Genomic DNA, 18,803 nt, shown 5'->3' with positions numbered 1-18,803 from the left:
GAGCAAAATGATAGGAATTCTCATAATCCCTATCATTTTGCTCTTTATATTAAACGATTCCTTGAAAAATCATTGCATTTGCCACATTCAGAAAAGAGGCAATATTAACACCAGCCAGATAATTACCTGCCAGGTCATATTCAGAAGCAGTTTCTTCCACTGTTTTAAATATGTTTTTCATTATTACTTGCAATTCTTGATCGACTCTTTCAAATGTCCAGTGTCCATGTTGAGCATTTTGCGCCATTTCTAAGGCACTTGTCGCTACTCCTCCAGCATTAGCTGCTTTTGCAGGACCATAAAAGATTTTGTTATCTAAGTAAACATGAATTGCATCTAGATTACTTGGCATATTTGCCCCTTCACTAACGCAGTAGACGCCATTTTTAACCATTCGGCTTGCTTTTTCTCCGTCGATTTCATTTTGCGTCGCACATGGCAGCGCAATGGAATAGTCAACGTCAAAATCCCAAACGCTTCCTTCGTAATATGAACTATCCTCTTTCCGTTCCGCGTAATCAGTTAGACGTTTGCGTTCAACCTCTTTAAGTTGTTTCAACAGGTCAATATCAATTCCACTTTCATCGTAGATGTACCCATTTGAGTCAGAGCATGCAATCACAGTGCCACCATATTCATGAACCTTCTCAATTGCATAAATTGCTACGTTACCACTTCCAGATACAATTACTTTTTGCCCTTTAAAAGATTGACCATTTGCTTTTAGCATTTCTTCTGTATAGTATACAAGTCCATATCCAGTTGCTTCTGTTCTGGCCAAGCTTCCATTCATGCTGACCGGCTTCCCTGTCAGCACTCCTGATTGCGCTCCATTTAACCGTTTGTATTGTCCATACATATATCCAATCTCGCGACCTGACACCCCGATATCTCCAGCTGGGATGTCTTCTAGAGGTCCAATATATTTTTGTAACTCCGTCATAAATGATTGGCAAAAACGCATGACTTCTTCATCGCTTTTTCCTTTAGGATCAAAATCAGCTCCACCTTTTCCCCCGCCGATTGGTAATCCTGTCAAACTGTTTTTAAACATCTGCTCAAACCCTAAAAACTTTAAGATACTTTCATTAACAGTTGGATGGAATCGGAGTCCCCCTTTATAAGGTCCAAGTGCAGAATTAAATTGCACACGAAATCCTTTATTAACTTGAATCGTTCCATCGTCCGCTACCCAGGGTACGCGAAAGGTAATAATTCTTTCTGGCTCAATTAACTGCTCTAAAATATTCCACTTAATAAATTGAGGATTCTTTGCAATAGCAGGCTCGATTGTATCAAACATTTCTCTCACGGCTTGTAAGAATTCAACTTGATGAGCTCCTCGCTGTTCCACTTTTTGGTAAATATGCTCAATATACTCTTTCGCTGCTGTCATGAAATATTACCTTCCTTCTTCTTATAATTTTTTAACCTAATTCTCATTTTATCATTTTACATTTTTTTGATGTAAATTACAATGTATTTTAGTTTCGCTTTTTTAAATAATATGTAGTAATATATGATATGATATTTTTCGTGAGAAAAAACTTATTCAATCTATTTTCGAAAACAAAAATCATATCTAAGTTATAAAAGGGGAAATGTTTATTATGATTACAATGGAAGACATCGTCCGGGAAGGACATCCTGCTTTAAGACAGAAAGCAGAAGAACTCTCTTTCCCTTTGAGTAAAGAGGAAGTTATCCTTGCCGAAGAAATGTTGACTTTCTTAAGAAATAGCCAAGATCCAGAAATCTCTGAAAAATATGGCTTAAGAGCCGGCGTGGGTCTTGCAGCACCACAACTGGCAATATCCAAAAGAATGATCGCCTTGCTCATTCCAGGTGAATATGAAGATGATTCTCCAGAGCTGGAACAAGTGATGATTAACCCAAAAATCATTAGCCATTCCGTTGAAGGTGTGTGCCTAAAAGATGGTGAAGGTTGCCTTTCCGTTGACCGTGAAGTACCTGGCTTTGTTGTTCGACACAGTAGAGTTACCGTGAGTTACCAAGATACAACTGGAAAAACCTATAAAAAACGTTTTAAAGGATACCCAGCAATTGTCCTTCAACATGAAATCGATCATTTGAATGGGATTATGTTTTATGATTATATCGATGAAAACGAACCATTCGCACTAGACGATGACATAAGTGTCCTAGGATAAATAAAAGCTTTCAGTAAAACAATTTTGTTTTACTGAAAGCTTTTTTAATATACGAGGGTTTATAAGTTTTTTCTGCCCTCATTATTTATTGACTGGCGGTGTTATTCTTCTTGAAACTGGCTATTATAAAGATTGCTGTAGAATCCACCTTGCGCCATCAAATCGTCATGTGTACCTTGCTCAATAATCTCACCTTGGTCCATCACTAGGATTAAATCAGCATCACGAATCGTGGACAGACGGTGCGCAATTACAAAGCTTGTCCGTCCTTTCATGATTTTCGCCATTGCTTTTTGAATCAAAGCTTCTAAACGAGTATCTACAGAACTTGTCGCTTCATCTAAAATCAACACTTTTGGATCAGCAATAAATGTCCGTGCAATCGTAAGCAACTGCTTTTGTCCTAACGAGACATTCGAAGCTTCTTGGTTGATAACCGTTTGATAACCTTCTCCTAGTGTTTGAATAAAGTGATGAACATTGGCTGCTTCTGCAGCACTAATAACATCCTCATCCGAAGCCCCTAAATTCCCAAAACGGATATTCTCTTGAATGGTATCCTGATACAACCAAGCATCTTGTAATACCATTCCAAACTGAGAACGGTAATCTTGTCTCGAAAACGTACGAATATCATGTCCATCTAATGTAATTGCTCCAGAATCAACGTCATAAAAACGCATCAGCAAATTAATCATCGTAGTCTTTCCAGCACCGGTTGGTCCAACAATCGCAACGGTATCTCCACTCTTTACATCCACATTAAAATTTTTGATCAATGTTTGATCTTCGCTGTAACTAAAAGAAACATTCTCAAAGGAGATGTCCCCTTTAATCAGGCTAGGAAGCTCGCTTGTTTTTTCTTCCACTAGTTCTTCTTCATCTAAAAAGCCAAAAATACGCTGTGTTGCTGCAGCTGCAGACTGGATAATAGCAGATAACTGTGTGATTGTTGAAATGGGTTGATTGATTTGCCATACATATTGTGCAACTGCCTGCACATTACCAATTGTCATCGTACCAGCGAATACTTCCAAGATCCCTAATACCGCTACTAAAATATATGCCCCATTTGAGATTAGCGCTGTAAAAGGAGTCATTAATCCAGATACAAATGCTGCTTTAAATCCACTTTTTTGTAAAGAACCATTGATGCGTTGAAACTCTTTAACAGAATCATCTTCTTTTCCATAGAGTTTGATTACAGAAAAGCCTGTTAAATTCTCTTGTACAAAACCATTCAATTCACCAAGATATTTCGCTTGTTGGCGGAAATAAGGTTGAGACATCTGTGTAATTTTCTTCGAAATCAAATATGCTGCAGGAATCATGATAATTGCCACGATTGTTAGTTTCCAACTAATAAACAATAGCATGATGATAGCAAACGTAATCCCCAATATAGCATTCACAACTTGTAAAAGAGATTGTTGCAATGCATTTGAGATTGAATCCACATCATTTGTTACCCGACTCAACACATCCCCAAACGATTGACTATCAAAGAACGAAACTGGCAGACGGTTAATTTTCGCATCTAAATCCCTACGCAGGTCTCGCATAGACATTTGTACAACTTTGGTCATTAACCTTTGTGAAAACAAATTCGACAATTGATACGCGATCGCACGGATAAAATAAATAATCAAAATATTTCTTAAATATAAATAATTAATCCCAGCTCCTGGAACATCACGTATCATGTCAGCTACGTTATTCCCCAATTCAGTAATCGCTAAGCCCAATACAAATGGTTCGAGTACATTCAAGATAGTCATTGATACAGTTAATATGATGGAACCAAAAAATTGGATTTTATATTTTCTTATATATTGCCAAACATGTAAAAGATCATTTAACTTTTTCTCTTGTTTCATGCTAGTTCCTCCTCTCTCAATTGAGAAGAAGCAATGTCATAGTATATTTGACTTGTTCTTAATAATTCTTCGTGCGTTCCTTCTGCCACTTTCTTTCCTTCATCTAATACAATGATTTTATCGGCATGAAGAATCGTGCTTACGCGTTGCGCCACAATAATAACCGTTGACTGTCCGGTTTCCTGTTTTAGGCGACTTCTTAAACGTACATCAGTAGCGTAATCCAAAGCTGAAAAGCTATCGTCAAAAATATAGATGTCTGGTTTTCGAACGACTGCACGAGCAATTGAAAGACGCTGCTTCTGACCCCCTGAGAGGTTGCTGCCGCCTTCAGAAAGAACTTCTTCAAATCTTTCTGATTTCTTCAAAATAAAATCTTTCGCTTGAGAAATATCGGAAGCATCAATTAATTCATTTTCTGATGCATCCCACTTTCCATAGCGCAAGTTATCCGCAATCGTACCTGTGAACAACAATGATTTCTGAGGGATATACCCAATTTTTTGACGGAGAGCTTCTAAGTTATATTCACGAACATCATGACCATCAATCAACACTCTTCCTTCGGTCGTATCGTAAAACCGCGGAATCAATTGCAGCAAAGTAGATTTTCCACTTCCGGTACTTCCAATAAAAGCAATCGTTTGCCCCGGTTCTGCCGAGAAACTAACATTGTCAATAACAGGAGTATCATGATTACCTGGATATGAAAAACTTACATTCTCAAATCGTAGGTACCCATGCGTCTTTGTCTCAACAATCCCATCTTCATTGGGCGAGATAGAGCTTTCCGTATCAAATACTTCTTGGATACGTGAAGCTGATACTGCAGCACGCGGGTACATCATGAAGACAATCGCAAAGTTCAAAAAGGAAAACAAAGCATGGAAACTATATTCAATATAAGCTACCAAATTACCAATCTGCAAGCTGCCAGCTTCTAACTGAGAAGCTCCAAACCAAATGATACCGATGATAATCCAATTAATAACATGAGAGAAAACCGGTTGTGTCCATGCCATTAAATAGAATAACTTCTTGCTTACTGTACTATAAGCTTCATTGACAATTGCAAAACGTTTCATCTGAAATTTTTCTCTGACAAAAGCTCGAATGACTCTCAATCCCGATAAAGCTTCTCGTAAAATCAAGTTAATATTATCTAAATTTGATTGTTGCGCTTCTGATAACGGCCGTGATTTTTTACCAATAATCAAAACTGCTCCTAGAAGAACCGGAAATGCTGGTATTAAAACGGCTGAGAGTGATTTACTTGTTTGGAAAATCATATAAAAACTAGAAAACATCATCAAAACAGTTGTCAATCCCATTCGTAAAATCATTTGACTAAACTGCATAAGCACAAAAGCATCGTTCGTTACCCTCGTCACGAGAGAGGAGACTCCTAAGCGATCAAACTCTTCGTGAGAAAAAGTCTGAATAACGTGATACATATCATTCCTCATCTCAGCTACCATCTTTGTAGTTAATTGGCTGGTTGCATAGGATACAACACCTCTGCCAATAAAGCCAACTACTGTAAAAGCAAGCATAATAAGGATTGTATTTATGAATAAATCCCGATCGATTCCTGCTATCGCCCCATTAATTAACCGAGCTAACATTGTCGGTAAACCAAGTTCAACGAATATAAAACCGAAAGAACCAACGATATTTAAAAGCAGGAATTTTTTATAACGTTTAATGTATTTCCATATTAAACCCACTTCTTTCATCCTCCATTACAATTAATCCTAACCATCAGTCTAGTTTAGCTAAAGAAGAACAAAACGTCCATAGATATTAAAAGATTTTAAAGGATTTTTTTATTTCCAAAGTTTTCCTGATAATAAAAATAGATTTCTATGCGTATTTGTAACGATTGTGGTAAACTGAGACTAACGATTGTATCGAAAATACAAAAATGACCAGTTTGGAATTAAATTGTTTTTTCAATGCGAAAAATTTTAGAATTACCAGGAGTGATAAATATGTTATTTAAAGTTACTTATCAAGAAAATAATCTTGTGATTCCTACAAGAGAATCGACTGATTCTCTGTTTATGGAAGCAGAAAATGAAGTTGAAGCACGAAAAATATTGGAAAATAATACCCCCTACAATATTGAGTTTATTCAACCTATAGAAGGAAAACATTTGGAATATGAACAAAAAAGTCCAGATTTCCATATTACGGAGTTTTCTCAATGAAACCAAACATCCGAAATAATGAAGTAGGAGTCTTTGCCTTAGGGGGTTTAGGTGAAATTGGGAAAAATATGTACGGGGTTCAGTACCAAGACGAAATCATCATTTTAGATTCTGGAGTTATGTTTCCAGAAGATGATTTGCTTGGGATTGATTATGTTATCCCTGATTACTCTTACTTAGTACAGAACAAAAACAAAATCAAAGGCCTCTTTATTTCTCATGGACATGAAGATCATATCGGCGGCGTGCCGTTCCTTTTAAAAGAATTAAACGTTCCTGTCTATGCCGGTGAAATCGCTCTTGCGTTGATCCGCAATAAATTGGATGAGCATGGCTTACTAAGAGATGCTGAATTACACGAAATTAAAGATGATACGATTGTTAAGTTCCGAAAAACAAGTGTAAGCTTTTTCCGAACAACACATAGTATTCCTGATACACGCGGAATCGTAGTGAAGACTCCTCCAGGAAACATTGTTTTCACTGGAGATTTTAAATTTGATCTTACACCCGCTGATGGAAGTCCCGCTGATTTACATCGCATGGCAAAATTAGGAGATGAAGGTGTTCTATTATTAATGAGTGACAGTACGAACGCTGAAGTTCCAGGTTTTACCCAATCGGAACGGGCAGTCGGACAATCTTTATCGAATATCATTCAACGTATCGAAGGTCGCATTATATTTGCCTCTTTTGCTTCAAATATCTCTCGACTACAACAGGTTACCGAGGTCGCAATGGAGACAGGTAGAAAACTAGCTGTTTTTGGCAGAAGTATGGAAAATTCCTTTAAAACTGCTAGAGAGTTGGGTTATATCACAGCTCCAGACGATACTTTCATCGATGGCCGAGAACTGAACCAATATCCTGCTGACAAAGTATTGATTTTATGTACAGGCGCCCAAGGTGAGCCAATGGCAGCTTTGAGTAGAATTGCAAACGGAACACACCGACAAATCAGTATCCAGCCAGGAGACACGGTTATATTTTCTAGTTCTCCAATTCCTGGAAACACTGGCAGTGTGAACCGTGTAATTAATCAACTTCTTGAAGCAGGAGCACGAGTAATTCACGGAAAAGTGAATAACGTTCATACTTCAGGTCACGGCGGTCAAGAAGAACAAAAATTAATGTTGCGTTTAATGAAACCAAAATATTTCATGCCTGTCCACGGTGAATTTAGAATGTTAAAGATTCACGCTGGCCTTGCAGAACAATGTGGTATCTCATCAGAAAATAGTTTTATTATGGAGAACGGTGACATTCTAGCTTTAACAAGCAATTCCGCAAGACCCGCTGGAAGCTTCTCTGCTTCTGATGTATATGTCGATGGAAAAGGAATCGGAGATATCGGAAATATTGTTTTACGTGATCGCCGAATCTTGTCCCAAGATGGTCTAGTTGTTGTAGTCCTTACTGTTGATTTCAAAACAAGACAATTAGCTGCTGGACCAGATATTTTATCTCGCGGCTTTATCTACATGAGAGAGTCTGGTTCATTGATTAATGAGGCTCAAGGAATTATCAAGCAAGAAGTAAACCAAGTTCTTGGTAGTGACGGTAAAGTCAATGAAAAGCGTATCAAAGACGCAATCATCGATGTTGTTCAACCATTTTTATTTGAAAAGACTGAACGTCGTCCAATGATTGTACCAGTGATTATGCCGTTATAAACGTAAAAAGCGAACAAGTCCGACTTGGCCTATGAAAAAATAGGAAATTTGGCCCTGAATGAGCAGCAAAGCGCGCAATGGGTCAAATTTATCTTTTTTTCACTAGGTCAGGACTTGAGAGCTAGACATTGATGGCTGAACTCATAATTCCCTAGTCTACGTAAAAAGCGAACAAGTCCGACTTGGCCTATAGTCTACAAAAAAACTCCTGATAAACTGCTTTTATATGGCAGTTCATCAGGAGTTTTTTTGAGCTTATTATTACTCTTTTATTTCATGAAATATATATTCTGGTTCTTGATGTTTCTCATCAAATCCTACTTCTAAGTTATAACCAGCGAAGAACCATTCATCATTTGCATCAATAAAATAAGGAATATGATTTACTGTCGTTTCCGCAATTATATTTCCTGGTTTTGCGACTTCAATCCCAACCGAGAATCCTTCGTGAATTTGACTTTCCCCATAAATCTTCCCTAAAAACCGAACGCCATTTCCATCCGATAGACCGAGTTCTTCTTCAAACCATTTTTGTGCTTTTTCCGTGATTTTAATTTCCATATGCATTTTGTCGGATTGACTTCTTCCGACGCCTCCTCTCAATTATCCTTACTATCATCATCATAACACAGCAGTCAATTCTGTATCAATCTTACAGCTTGAAATAATCAAAAATATTAATATAAAGGAATTACTTAAACAAAACAGTTTTTTAAAAAAATAATAACAGAATATAAAAAATCACTTTATTAATTGGTGTTTGAATGCATAAATCGTGGCTTGCGTACGGTCGTCCACTTCTAACTTGGATAAAATATTGGAAACATGAGTCTTAACCGTCTTTAAAGTAATAAATAGTTGATCAGCAATCTCTTGGTTCGAATACCCTTCTGCTACTAAAAGTAAGACTTCCATTTCTCTGGAAGTTAAATCTTCATGCAAATGATGTTCCGTCTTTTTCGTCAATCTTTCTAACATTTTATCAGTCACTTCAGGTTCCAAGACACGCTCACCTTGGTAAGTTGAGCGAATGGCATCCGCAATTTCATGTGCAGAAGAAGTTTTCAACATATAACCGGCAGCGCCCGCTTCCAGAGCAGGGTAAACTTTTTCATCATCAATAAAACTTGTTACAATGATAATTTTCGCTTCTGGCCATTCCTTTAAAATTGTTTTTGTTGACTCGATTCCGTCCATTACATTCATCACTAGATCCATTAAAATGATATCCGGACGGAGATCCAGAGCCATTTCGTAGCCGATTTTCCCGTCTTCTCCTTCTCCTACCACTTCAATATCATCTTGAATCGACAGGTAGGCAGAATATCCAAGCCGTACCATTTCATGATCATCTACAATCAATACACGTATCATACATTTTCACAACCTTCTTATTCATTCATGGTATTAGGAATCCGAAGCTCCACAATCGTTCCTTGAGACGGAAAACTAATTATTTTACATGTTCCTCCAAGACCGTTTACCCGTTCTTGTATATTCACTAATCCGTAACTCCCTGTTTTTTTTACCGAAGTATCAAAACCAATTCCATCATCGAAAATCCTTAAACTAATTTCTTGCGTATTTTGCGTCAGGTAAACTTCCAACGTTTTTGCTTTTGCATGACGTAATGTGTTCGATAATAATTCTTGAACAATTCGGAATAAATGATCTTCTATTCCTGGAATAGTGTCAATGGGCATAATTTCCCATTTTATCTTTATTTGAATTTTTGTTCGAAGTTCATTTAATAATTGCTCGATTCCTTTTTTTAATGTTTTTCCTTCTAACTTAACAGGACGTAAATGTAGAAGCAGCGCTCGCATTTCAGATTGTGATTCGTTAACAATTGATTCAATCAAATGCAATGATTTCTGTATATTGTCAGGTAACGTTGCTGATTTTTCATTCACGGCTGACAACATCATCATCGCCGCAAATAATTGCTGGCTTACTGAATCATGAAGTTCTCGAGCGATCCGATGACGTTCCTGTTCCAATATTTCTTCTTTAGTCTCAGTACCAACCATTTTAGGAGTGCTGCTGAGTTCTTGCACTTCTCTTGAGAGTTGAATTAATTTATTTCTTAATAAATCTATTTCTTCTTCGATTTCATTCGAATCTTCTTTTAAAAAAAGAGAGGTATTCGCTTCTTCACCAGCATCTTCTAGATTATAATTGCCATGGTTTAATAAATTTAATTTGTGAACAATCCTTTTTTCTATCTTAAATAGATTATACTGAATTAACCAAGAAAAAATAAGCGAAAAGACAATAATAAAAACGCCCATTAATAAAATCATTGGTACTTTAAAAAAATTATTGATATCCCATAATTCTGAAAAATTTAATAATGGGCGAATCGAAAACAAGGTAGCAAAGACTGTTACGAGCAAAACTGAAAAAATGATGAAGAATAGTGTGAGAAATGCTTTCTTTCTCATAAATAAATCACCTCAAAATCTCCAAATAAGGTGTTGGATACAATTTTCACTCTGCGAGTGGCTGTTGCATAGTCTTTACTATAGATGGTGAATGTTTCATTTGAGAGTGGATAATATTCATGATTAAAAATAACGCTTCCTTGAATGGCGGATTGCTGCAGGGAAACACCTACTCCAGCAGGAACGATAATTCTAGTTTGTCCAAAGCCTTTACGAACCAAGATAATATTTTCCCCGTTTGGCAACAATGTATTTCCTAAATCAATAATAGTATCTCCCATAAAAACCGATAGATTAATATCGTTCCATTCAAAAATACTTGTTCCAGTTGTACTATTGCCAATCCATTTTTGCTTTTTACGTTTTCCAGAATGATTCTCTGGCTCCTCTACTTCCACTCCCACATAATGCTTCTTTTTCCAAGGAAACTCTACCAATGAACCTAAATTTAAATCAGAGAACAATTGATCTCCATTCATAATCAAATAAGCTAAAAATAATATGATCATAAACCATACTGAAAAAACAGAAAGTAGCGTGAATGTAATCATGAACCATCCAACCCAAAATAGAATACTGTTCTTTTTATTTTTATGTAGTCCTATTTTTACAAGAAAAGCTCCTGCTAAAAGTACAAATAATAAATCCCAATTTTTAATTAACAGGAATATAGTTAACAGAAGCAGTAGTGCTTCGAGTAGTAGAAATAATTTGAAATTTTTGTTTCGCAATTGCTTCCCCCTCCTTTTCCTTTTTCTTTCATTATATAGAAACAACTCCTTATAAGATGCGAGCCTAAGGAGTAAGCTTCTCTCAGTCTAAAGTCTTAGCCCCTTTATCTTATCACGTTTGCTAAATAAGAAAAGCGGACAAATCCGCCTTGACCTATGAAAAAATAGGAAATTTGACCCTGAATTGTCAGGAGACTTCACGCTTCAGCGGGTTAGTCGAATGATATGCGTTAGCGAGCAGCGAAGCGCGCAATGGGGCAAATTTATCTTTTTTTCACTAGGTCAGGACTTGGGAGCTAGACATTGATGGCTGAACTTATAATCCCCTAGTCTATAAGAAAAGCGGACAAGTCCGCCTTGGCCTATGAAAAAATAGGAAATTTGTCCCTGAATGAGCAGCGAAGCGCGCAATGGGGCAAATTTATCTTTTTTTCAGTAGGCCAGGACTTGGGAGCTAGACATTGATGGCTGAACTTATAATCCCCTAGTCTATAAGAAAAGCAGAGAAATCCGCCCTGACCTATAAAAAGATAAAATTATTTTTTTTTCAGTCCGAGACTTGCTAGCTAGACATAGAAGGTGTATCTTACAATTGTTAGTCTAAAATAACGATGTTCGGCTTCAAAATCCTATTCGAATGGCTGTTTCTATAAAGCCAACAAAATTCACAACCAAAAATCTCATAGGAAATGCGAAAAGAAAAAAACCAGAACAAATCTGTTCTGATTTTTTATCTTTAAAGCATTTTTACATCAGTAATTTTTACCATCATGTCTCCACCAGGAGTAGAGATACTTACTTCATCCCCAACTTTTTTACCTAACAAAGCTTTGGCAATTGGAGAATCATTGGAAATTTTCCCTTCTAACGGGTTTGCCTCTGCGCTACCCACGATTGAATAAGATTCTTCATCGTCGTATGGCATTTCTACAAATGTCACTGTTCTTCCTAATGAAACAACATCTGCTTCAATATCTTTATCGTCGATTATTTCTGCAAAACGAATCATTTTCTCTAATGTTGAAATTCTTCCTTCAACAAAAGCTTGCTCATCTTTAGCAGATTCATATTCTGAGTTTTCAGAAAGATCTCCATAACTTCTCGCAATTTTGATGCGTTCCACAATCTCTTTTCTTTTGTTAATTTTTAAATCTTCTAGTTCTTCTTCTAACTTACGTTTACCATCTAACGTCATTGGATAGACTTTTTCAATCATACACTTTTACTCCTTTGTGCCATGTAATTTCAGTTAATAGAAAATGATTACGCTTTAATTCTTTTCTCTATAAAGAAAGTCAGAGAAAGTTTAAGAAATCAGGCATCCGCAATTATTGCGAACACCTGTATACACGTATAATTCTATCAGCTTTATAGTTTCTGTTTAACAATGATAATAAAATAACATCATATTAACAAAAAAGCAATTATTATTTTATTTTTTAGTTATTTATTATGCTTTATTTGATTCAGAAAGAATTGAAGCAATTTTTGTTGTCATTAAATCAATTGCTACCTGATTTTTCCCGCCTTCAGGAATAATGATATCAGCGAATTTTTTAGTCGGCTCAACAAATTGATGATGCATTGGCTTTACAACTGAAAGATACTGCTGAATCACACTATCTAAGGTTCTGCCTCTTTCTTCGATATCTCGTTTAATTCGACGAATAATACGAATATCGTCATCTGTATCTACATATACTTTAATATCCATTAATTCGCGTAAGCGCTCATCTTCTAAAATGAGTATCCCTTCAACGATAATGACTTCCTTTGGCTCGCGATGAATTGTTTGGTCGCTTCTAGTATGTTTTGCATAATCATAGACAGGTTGGTCGATACTCTTATAAGCGATGAGTGATTCCAAATCAGAAATAAAACGGTCATTATCAAATGCGAAAGGATGATCATAGTTTGTTTTCAATCGCTCCTCAAATGGTAAATGACTTTGATCTTTATAATAATAATCTTGTTCTAATAATAAAATCGATAAGTCCGAAAACTTCTCGAAAATCGTCCGGCTCACCGTAGTCTTACCACTCCCTGATCCTCCGGTAACCCCAATCACGATTGGTCTTTTCATATCTGATTTCCTTTCTTTCTACCCATGTATATTCATTCCTCTTCAGGAGCAATAATGTACTGATCTTGTAATTCTAGGTGCTCCTCATACGTTTCGGAGAAATAAACTTCTCCTGTTTCTAAATCGGCTAGAAAATAAAAATAATCAGTATCAGTTGGATTTAGTACCGCTTGAATAGCTTCTTCTCCTGGATTATTAAATGGTCCTGGTCCTAATCCTTTATTTTGATACAGATTATATGGAGAATCAACTTCTGTATCTGCAATTGTGACATACTCTTTATGCTCATCTAAGGCATATAAAATACTAATATCAGATTGAATCGCCATATCCTCTTCCAGTCGATTGAAAAAGACATCCGCGATCATTTGACGATCCTCATACTGAACCCCTTCTTTTTCCACTAGGGAAGAAAGAGTCAGAACTTCATGAAGCGATAATCCAGATTCCTCAATTTTTGCTCGATAAGGAGTTAATACTTCATTTGTTTTTTGTACCATCTCACGTATCATGTCTTCAGGTGTATACATCGACAGATAATCGTAAGTTGCAGGGAATAAATAGCCCTCTAATTTGTACTTGAGAGAGTCATTTTGAACTGCATCAGTAATCAGCTTAGGAAATTCTTCCGCTAATTGTGCAATAAACTCATCATTCGATGCTGCATCCAGAAAATCTTTCTCTGAATATTCTGTTTTAGAGGCAAACTCACTGGCAATCTCGGTAATCATTGAGCCTTCTTTTACGAGGATCTTATAATCTTCTGAGATAGGGGTTGATGTCCCTCCCTCTTCTAACGTTACAATAATTTCATCTAACTCCATCGAAGGTGCAAACTGATAGAAACCAGCTTGAAAGTCTGAAGCATTTTGCGTCTTCATATAATAATTGAAAACAGTCGCGTCCTTCACGATTGCTTCTTCCTCTAAAATTTCAGCAATTCTCTTTGTCGAAGAACCCATTGGAATTTCAACTTCAACAAGCTCTGTATTATTTGGTTCAAGCGGACGAAGAGCGTTGGTTACATAATTATAGCCCACAATTCCAACTACTAAAATGAGCAAAACTCCAACAAATATAATTGAGAAGACTATTTTTTTAACAAGAGAGTTTTCTTTTCTTCTCATTTTCCACCGTTCCTCAACATCTGATTTGGTATCATTCACCGTTTCCGCTTTGTTTTTATTATTAGTCCGGGATTCTCTGGTTTGTTTGGCATTTCGTTTCACCAAGAACGAACCTCCTTTTTCCAACATTTTTAGAAAATCTTACTGATAGTGAGTTCTTTTATGAACGAAACTAGAAGTTTAGATTTTCTTATGCGATTAAGAAATCACTTTGTAATTTCTTTTAGCTTAGAAAATCTTACTGATAGTGAGTTCCTTTATGAACGAAACCAGAAGTTTAGATTTTCTTATGCGATTAAGAAATCACTTTGTAATTCTAGCATATAAAAGCATATATACATTAACTCAAACTATTATACATGAAAATGAAAAAAAATGAGACATTTTGTATATTTTTTATTCTTTCCTAATAATAAGTTATTTTCACCAAAACAAAGGGCTGAGATTTATGTCCCAACCCTTTTTCTAGCTATTCTAATTTAAATCTTCGTCTTCAATGAAAGTATTTAGAACTTCTTCAATCATATCCCATTCTTCTTCAGTTTCGATTGGCTCTAGGTCTCCCTCAGTTCCATCTTCATTTTCAACGTATGAATATGCTTGTAGTTCAATCTCGTCTCCTTCAGGAACACCTGCTGGATATACAAGCACATACGATTTACCGAAGTCATCTGATTCGAAAGTAAACAATACTTCATAAAGTTCTTCATTACCATTTTCGTCTACAATCGTAATATGCTCATGATCGTGCTCGTGGTCATGGTTGTGGTCATGATCGTGATTATGTTCTGTCATAATAACACCTCGCTATATTTTTCAATCATTTTACTCTTATTTCTTCCTAATTGCTACTGATATTTCAATGTGCGTCCAAATAGTTTTGCAATAAAATAACAGCAGCCAATTTATCAATTACTTTTTTTCTTTTCTTACGAGAAACGTTACCTTCATTGATTAACATTTTTTCCGCTTGAACCGTTGTCAATCGCTCATCAATATATTCAACAGGCAATCCTGTTTCATTTTTTACTAATTCTCCGTATGCTAGAGAGGCTTCTGCACGAAACCCAATGCTATTATTCATATTTTTCGGAAGGCCGATCACTACTTTTTCAACTTCATAATTGGAAATGAGCTCTTTTAACCGTTCTATACCAAATTCACTTGCTTCTTCGTTAATTGGTATTGTTTCAATTCCTTGTGCGGTCCATCCCATCAAGTCACTGACCGCAACTCCAACAGTTTTGGAGCCCACATCTAATCCCATTATTCTCATGATTTGTCACTTTCATCAACAGATAAATAGTTTCTAAGTAATTCTTCCATAATTTCATCCCGTTCAAAACGACGTATTAAATTTCTAGCATCGTTGTGGCGTGGAATATAGGCTGGATCTCCCGACAATAGGAATCCTACAATCTGGTTAATAGGATTGTATCCTTTTTCTTCTAGTGCCTTATAGACTGTTGTCAAGGTATCTCTCACATTCTGCTTCTGATAGTCATCGAAATTGAATAACATTGTTTCGTCTTTTGAATTCATATAGACACCCCAATTTTTGTGATATAAACATATTTTACAGGACTTATTCTTAAACTACAACCCAATCAGACAAACAATTGTAACCATTCTCACTTTCTAGAGCTATTATTTTTCATTTAACCAATTGGAGACTTGTTTTAATGCATCGGGAATACCTGCTGGGTTTTTACCTCCAGCTTGAGCCATATCAGGACGTCCACCACCGCCGCCGCCTACAAGTGGTGCGATTGCTTTAATCAAATCTCCCGCCTTGATTCCGACAGCAACTTTTTCTTTTGATACACTTGCCAATAAACTTACTTTTCCATCTAGTTCTGAAGCAGCTACAAAAATATCAGAAACATTTTTTTGACGCCACTGATCTGCAAGTTGGCGAAGAGTGTTCATGTCTTGATTCTTTGTTTGATAGGTAATGAAACGTATACCATTCACTTCTTGGACATCATCAAATATATTCTGAGACTCTACTTGCATTAATTTTGCGTTCAGTGATTCGTTTTCAGATTGTACTTCTTTCAGTTCTTGTTTCAATGCTTCAATCCGTTTTACAATATCTTTGGTTTGCTGTGCTTTTACTAAATAAGCTGCTTCTTGTAATTCTTTCTCTTTAGTGTGGAACCATTCATAAGCTGCTTGGCCAGTGACAGCCTCAATCCGTCGAGTACCTGCCCCAATGCCCGATTCAGACAAGATTTTGAATACCCCAATATCTTGACTGTTTTGAACATGAACACCACCACAAAGCTCGATTGAATAATCACCGATAGTAACTACTCGAACTTCATTGCCATATTTTTCACCAAAAAGAGCCATTGCGCCCATTTCTTTTGCTTTGTCAATAGTTGTTTCAACCGTTTCGACTTGGATTGCTTCCCATATTTTTTGGTTAACAGTTTTTTCCATTTCTATTAATTCTTCAGCAGTAACTTGTCCAAAATGAGTAAAATCAAATCGTAAATGATTGGGCGTTACCAAAGAGCCCGCTTGAGTGGCATGACTTCCTAATACGTCTCTTAGTGCTTGATGTAACAAATGTGTTGCCGTATGGTTTTTCGTAATATTTCTGCGGCGTGCTTCATCCACTTCAAGTATATATACGTTATTTGTTGAAATTTCAGTTTTTATTTCTACAATATGCAGATTCTGACCGTTCGGTGCCCGTTTTACATCTACAACAACAGCTACCGTTTCTCCGTCCATATTCTTAATAAGACCCGTATCGGCTACTTGTCCCCCCATCTCTGCGTAGAATGGTGTTTGACGGAAAATAAGCTGTGCGGTTTGTTCAGACATTACTTGCTCTTTTAATTCATCTTCTGAAATAACAACAAGCAATTCAGATTGAATACTCGTTTGATAGTAGCCGACGAATTCACTTGGTACAATTACCTCAGATAGCACAGCAGATTGTACACTGAATGAATCTGCTACTTGTCTTGCAGCACGCGCACGGTTCCTTTGATTTTGCATCGCTTCGTTGAAACCGTCTCGGTCGACTGTAAATCCTTTTTCTTCTGCATATTCTTCAGTCAATTCTAACGGAAAACCATAAGTATCATATAGTTTAAAAGCGTCTTCTCCTTTAATAACCGTTTCATTCTTAGATGATATTTTATCAAATACTTCTTGTAAGATTTCTAATCCATCATGAATCGTTTCTTGGAAACGTTGCTCTTCGTTGGTAATCACCTTAACAATAAATTCTTGGTCGCGTTTTACTTCCGGATAGTATTCTTCCATGATTTCAGCCACTACCGGAACTAATTCAAATAAGAAAAGTCGATTGATACCTAATTTTTGACCATGCATAACTGATCTGCGAATCAAACGGCGTAAGATGTACCCTCGTCCTTCGTTAGAAGGTAATGCTCGATCACCAATCGCAAAGCTAACTGCACGAATATGATCAGCAATTACTTTAAAGGAAGTGTCGACTTTTGCATCCATACCATAGTGAACACCATTGCTTAATTCTTCAATTTTCCGAATGATTGGCATAAACAAATCAGTCTCAAAGTTGGTAGGAGCGTCTTGAATGATACTTACAACACGCTCTAAGCCCATGCCCGTATCCACATTCTTATGCGGCAATGGTTCATAACTTCCATCAGGCTTATGATTAAATTCAGAAAACACTAAGTTCCAAATTTCTAAGTAACGTTCGTTCTCGCCTCCCGGATACATTTCAGGATCGCTATCGGGCAGGTCTTGGTACTCTACTCCTCGATCATAAAAAATCTCTGTATCTGGACCACAAGGACCTGCCCCGATATCCCAAAAGTTATCTTCAACAGGAACTACATGATCTTCAGCTAATCCAACTTTTTCAATCCAGATTTTTTTCGTTTCTTCGTCTTCTGGATAATAGGTCACATAAAGTAATTCTGGATCAAACGCTAACCATTCTTCTCCTGTTAAAAACTCCCATGCCCAAGGAATTGCTTCTTCTTTGAAGTAATCACCAATTGAAAAATTCCCTAGCATTTCAAATAACGTATGGTGTCTTGCTGTTACCCCAACATTTTCGATATCATTTGTTCGGATACTCTTTTGTGCATTCGTGATTCTTGGATTTTCCGGAACAACCGTACCATCAAAATACTTCTTTAATGTTGCTACGCCTGAGTTAATCCATAATAATGTTGGATCGTTTACGGGAACCAATGAAGCACTTGGTTCTACTTTATGACCTTTTGTTTCCCAGAATTTAAGAAACAATTGGCGAATTTCACTACTCTTCATCTGTCTCATCTTCTCTTCTCCTCATCTATCTTTTTCTAAGTAAAAGAAAAAACACTCCACAGCATTCAAGGGCGTTTTACCGCGGTACCACCTTGATTGCAATGGAATGTCCCCATTCTTCATTACTTCTTCAGAGCCGTTATCGCTGGCAGCGATGATATTTCTATCATACTCTCGAAAGGGAGCATCATCTGGAGCGTCCC

Annotated in this window: 17 protein-coding genes; 3 read left to right on the top strand and 14 right to left on the bottom strand. The window is 36.7% G+C overall.

Annotated elements, in window-relative coordinates; genetic code table 11:
• Positions 1–49: 49 nt before the first annotated feature.
• Positions 50–1,396: an NADP-specific glutamate dehydrogenase gene (gene gdhA, locus EJN90_RS11220; RefSeq protein ID WP_126111273.1), complete on the bottom strand. Its 1,347-nt coding sequence runs from the start codon at positions 1,394–1,396 to the stop codon at positions 50–52.
• Positions 1,397–1,610: 214 nt separating this feature from the next.
• On the opposite strand from gdhA, the gene def reads away from it, so the two are divergent.
• Positions 1,611–2,171, top strand: a complete 561-nt coding sequence (def, locus tag EJN90_RS11215) for a peptide deformylase (protein ID WP_126111271.1) — start codon at positions 1,611–1,613, stop codon at positions 2,169–2,171.
• 101 nt (positions 2,172–2,272) lie between these two features.
• Here def and EJN90_RS11210 read toward each other — a convergent pair whose 3' ends face one another.
• Positions 2,273–4,048, bottom strand: a complete 1,776-nt coding sequence (locus EJN90_RS11210; RefSeq protein ID WP_126111269.1) for an ABC transporter ATP-binding protein — start codon at positions 4,046–4,048, stop codon at positions 2,273–2,275.
• A complete protein-coding gene (locus EJN90_RS11205; protein ID WP_126111267.1) occupies positions 4,045–5,775 on the bottom strand; it encodes an ABC transporter ATP-binding protein in 1,731 nt (576 codons plus the stop codon). The genes EJN90_RS11210 and EJN90_RS11205 overlap by 4 nt, the downstream gene beginning before the upstream one ends.
• 264 nt (positions 5,776–6,039) lie before the next feature.
• Between EJN90_RS11205 and EJN90_RS11200 the strand changes: the two genes are divergently transcribed.
• Positions 6,040–6,258 (top strand): DNA-directed RNA polymerase subunit epsilon, encoded by a 219-nt coding sequence (locus tag EJN90_RS11200; RefSeq protein ID WP_126111265.1) that lies wholly within the window; start codon positions 6,040–6,042, stop codon positions 6,256–6,258.
• The gene (gene rnjA / locus EJN90_RS11195; protein ID WP_126111263.1) at positions 6,255–7,931 is read left to right on the top strand and encodes a ribonuclease J1; all 1,677 of its coding nucleotides are present in this window, start codon (positions 6,255–6,257) and stop codon (positions 7,929–7,931) included. Before EJN90_RS11200 ends, rnjA begins: the two co-directional genes overlap by 4 nt.
• 261 nt (positions 7,932–8,192) lie before the next feature.
• Here the strand turns inward: rnjA and EJN90_RS11190 are convergent, their stop codons facing one another.
• The 11 genes from EJN90_RS11190 to alaS form a co-directional block, all read right to left on the bottom strand.
• Complete coding sequence (locus tag EJN90_RS11190; RefSeq protein WP_227872508.1) at positions 8,193–8,498, bottom strand: HesB/YadR/YfhF family protein; 306 nt, start codon at positions 8,496–8,498, stop codon at positions 8,193–8,195.
• 174 nt (positions 8,499–8,672) lie between these two features.
• Positions 8,673–9,305: a response regulator transcription factor gene (locus tag EJN90_RS11185; RefSeq protein WP_126111261.1), complete on the bottom strand. Its 633-nt coding sequence runs from the start codon at positions 9,303–9,305 to the stop codon at positions 8,673–8,675.
• A gap of 17 nt (positions 9,306–9,322) precedes the next feature.
• Positions 9,323–10,375, bottom strand: coding sequence for a sensor histidine kinase (locus tag EJN90_RS11180; RefSeq protein WP_126111259.1), 1,053 nt, complete (start codon positions 10,373–10,375; stop codon positions 9,323–9,325).
• Complete coding sequence (gene liaF, locus EJN90_RS11175; RefSeq protein WP_126111257.1) at positions 10,372–11,106, bottom strand: cell wall-active antibiotics response protein LiaF; 735 nt, start codon at positions 11,104–11,106, stop codon at positions 10,372–10,374. Before liaF ends, EJN90_RS11180 begins: the two co-directional genes overlap by 4 nt.
• A gap of 736 nt (positions 11,107–11,842) precedes the next feature.
• Complete coding sequence (gene greA, locus EJN90_RS11170; RefSeq protein ID WP_126111255.1) at positions 11,843–12,322, bottom strand: transcription elongation factor GreA; 480 nt, start codon at positions 12,320–12,322, stop codon at positions 11,843–11,845.
• A gap of 234 nt (positions 12,323–12,556) precedes the next feature.
• The gene (udk, locus tag EJN90_RS11165) at positions 12,557–13,189 is read right to left on the bottom strand and encodes a uridine kinase (RefSeq protein WP_126111253.1); all 633 of its coding nucleotides are present in this window, start codon (positions 13,187–13,189) and stop codon (positions 12,557–12,559) included.
• Between the two features lie 32 nt (positions 13,190–13,221).
• Complete coding sequence (gene mltG / locus EJN90_RS11160) at positions 13,222–14,418, bottom strand: endolytic transglycosylase MltG (RefSeq protein WP_227872625.1); 1,197 nt, start codon at positions 14,416–14,418, stop codon at positions 13,222–13,224.
• A gap of 372 nt (positions 14,419–14,790) precedes the next feature.
• Positions 14,791–15,111, bottom strand: coding sequence for a DUF1292 domain-containing protein (locus tag EJN90_RS11155; RefSeq protein WP_126111249.1), 321 nt, complete (start codon positions 15,109–15,111; stop codon positions 14,791–14,793).
• Between the two features lie 64 nt (positions 15,112–15,175).
• The gene (gene ruvX, locus EJN90_RS11150; protein ID WP_126111247.1) at positions 15,176–15,592 is read right to left on the bottom strand and encodes a Holliday junction resolvase RuvX; all 417 of its coding nucleotides are present in this window, start codon (positions 15,590–15,592) and stop codon (positions 15,176–15,178) included.
• Positions 15,589–15,858 carry an IreB family regulatory phosphoprotein gene (locus tag EJN90_RS11145; RefSeq protein WP_126111245.1) on the bottom strand — a complete coding sequence of 90 codons (270 nt, stop codon included), beginning with the start codon at positions 15,856–15,858 and terminating at the stop codon, positions 15,589–15,591. The genes ruvX and EJN90_RS11145 overlap by 4 nt, the downstream gene beginning before the upstream one ends.
• Before the next feature lie 105 nt (positions 15,859–15,963).
• The gene (alaS, locus tag EJN90_RS11140) at positions 15,964–18,609 is read right to left on the bottom strand and encodes an alanine--tRNA ligase (protein ID WP_126111243.1); all 2,646 of its coding nucleotides are present in this window, start codon (positions 18,607–18,609) and stop codon (positions 15,964–15,966) included.
• Between the last annotated feature and the right edge of the window lie 194 nt (positions 18,610–18,803).

The sequence above is a fragment of the Jeotgalibaca ciconiae genome, from assembly GCF_003955755.1.
In the GTDB taxonomy this organism is placed as follows: domain Bacteria; phylum Bacillota; class Bacilli; order Lactobacillales; family Aerococcaceae; genus Jeotgalibaca; species Jeotgalibaca ciconiae.
The sequence above is the reverse complement of the archived record's forward strand: the minus strand, read 5'-3'. Positions and strand labels throughout refer to the sequence as shown.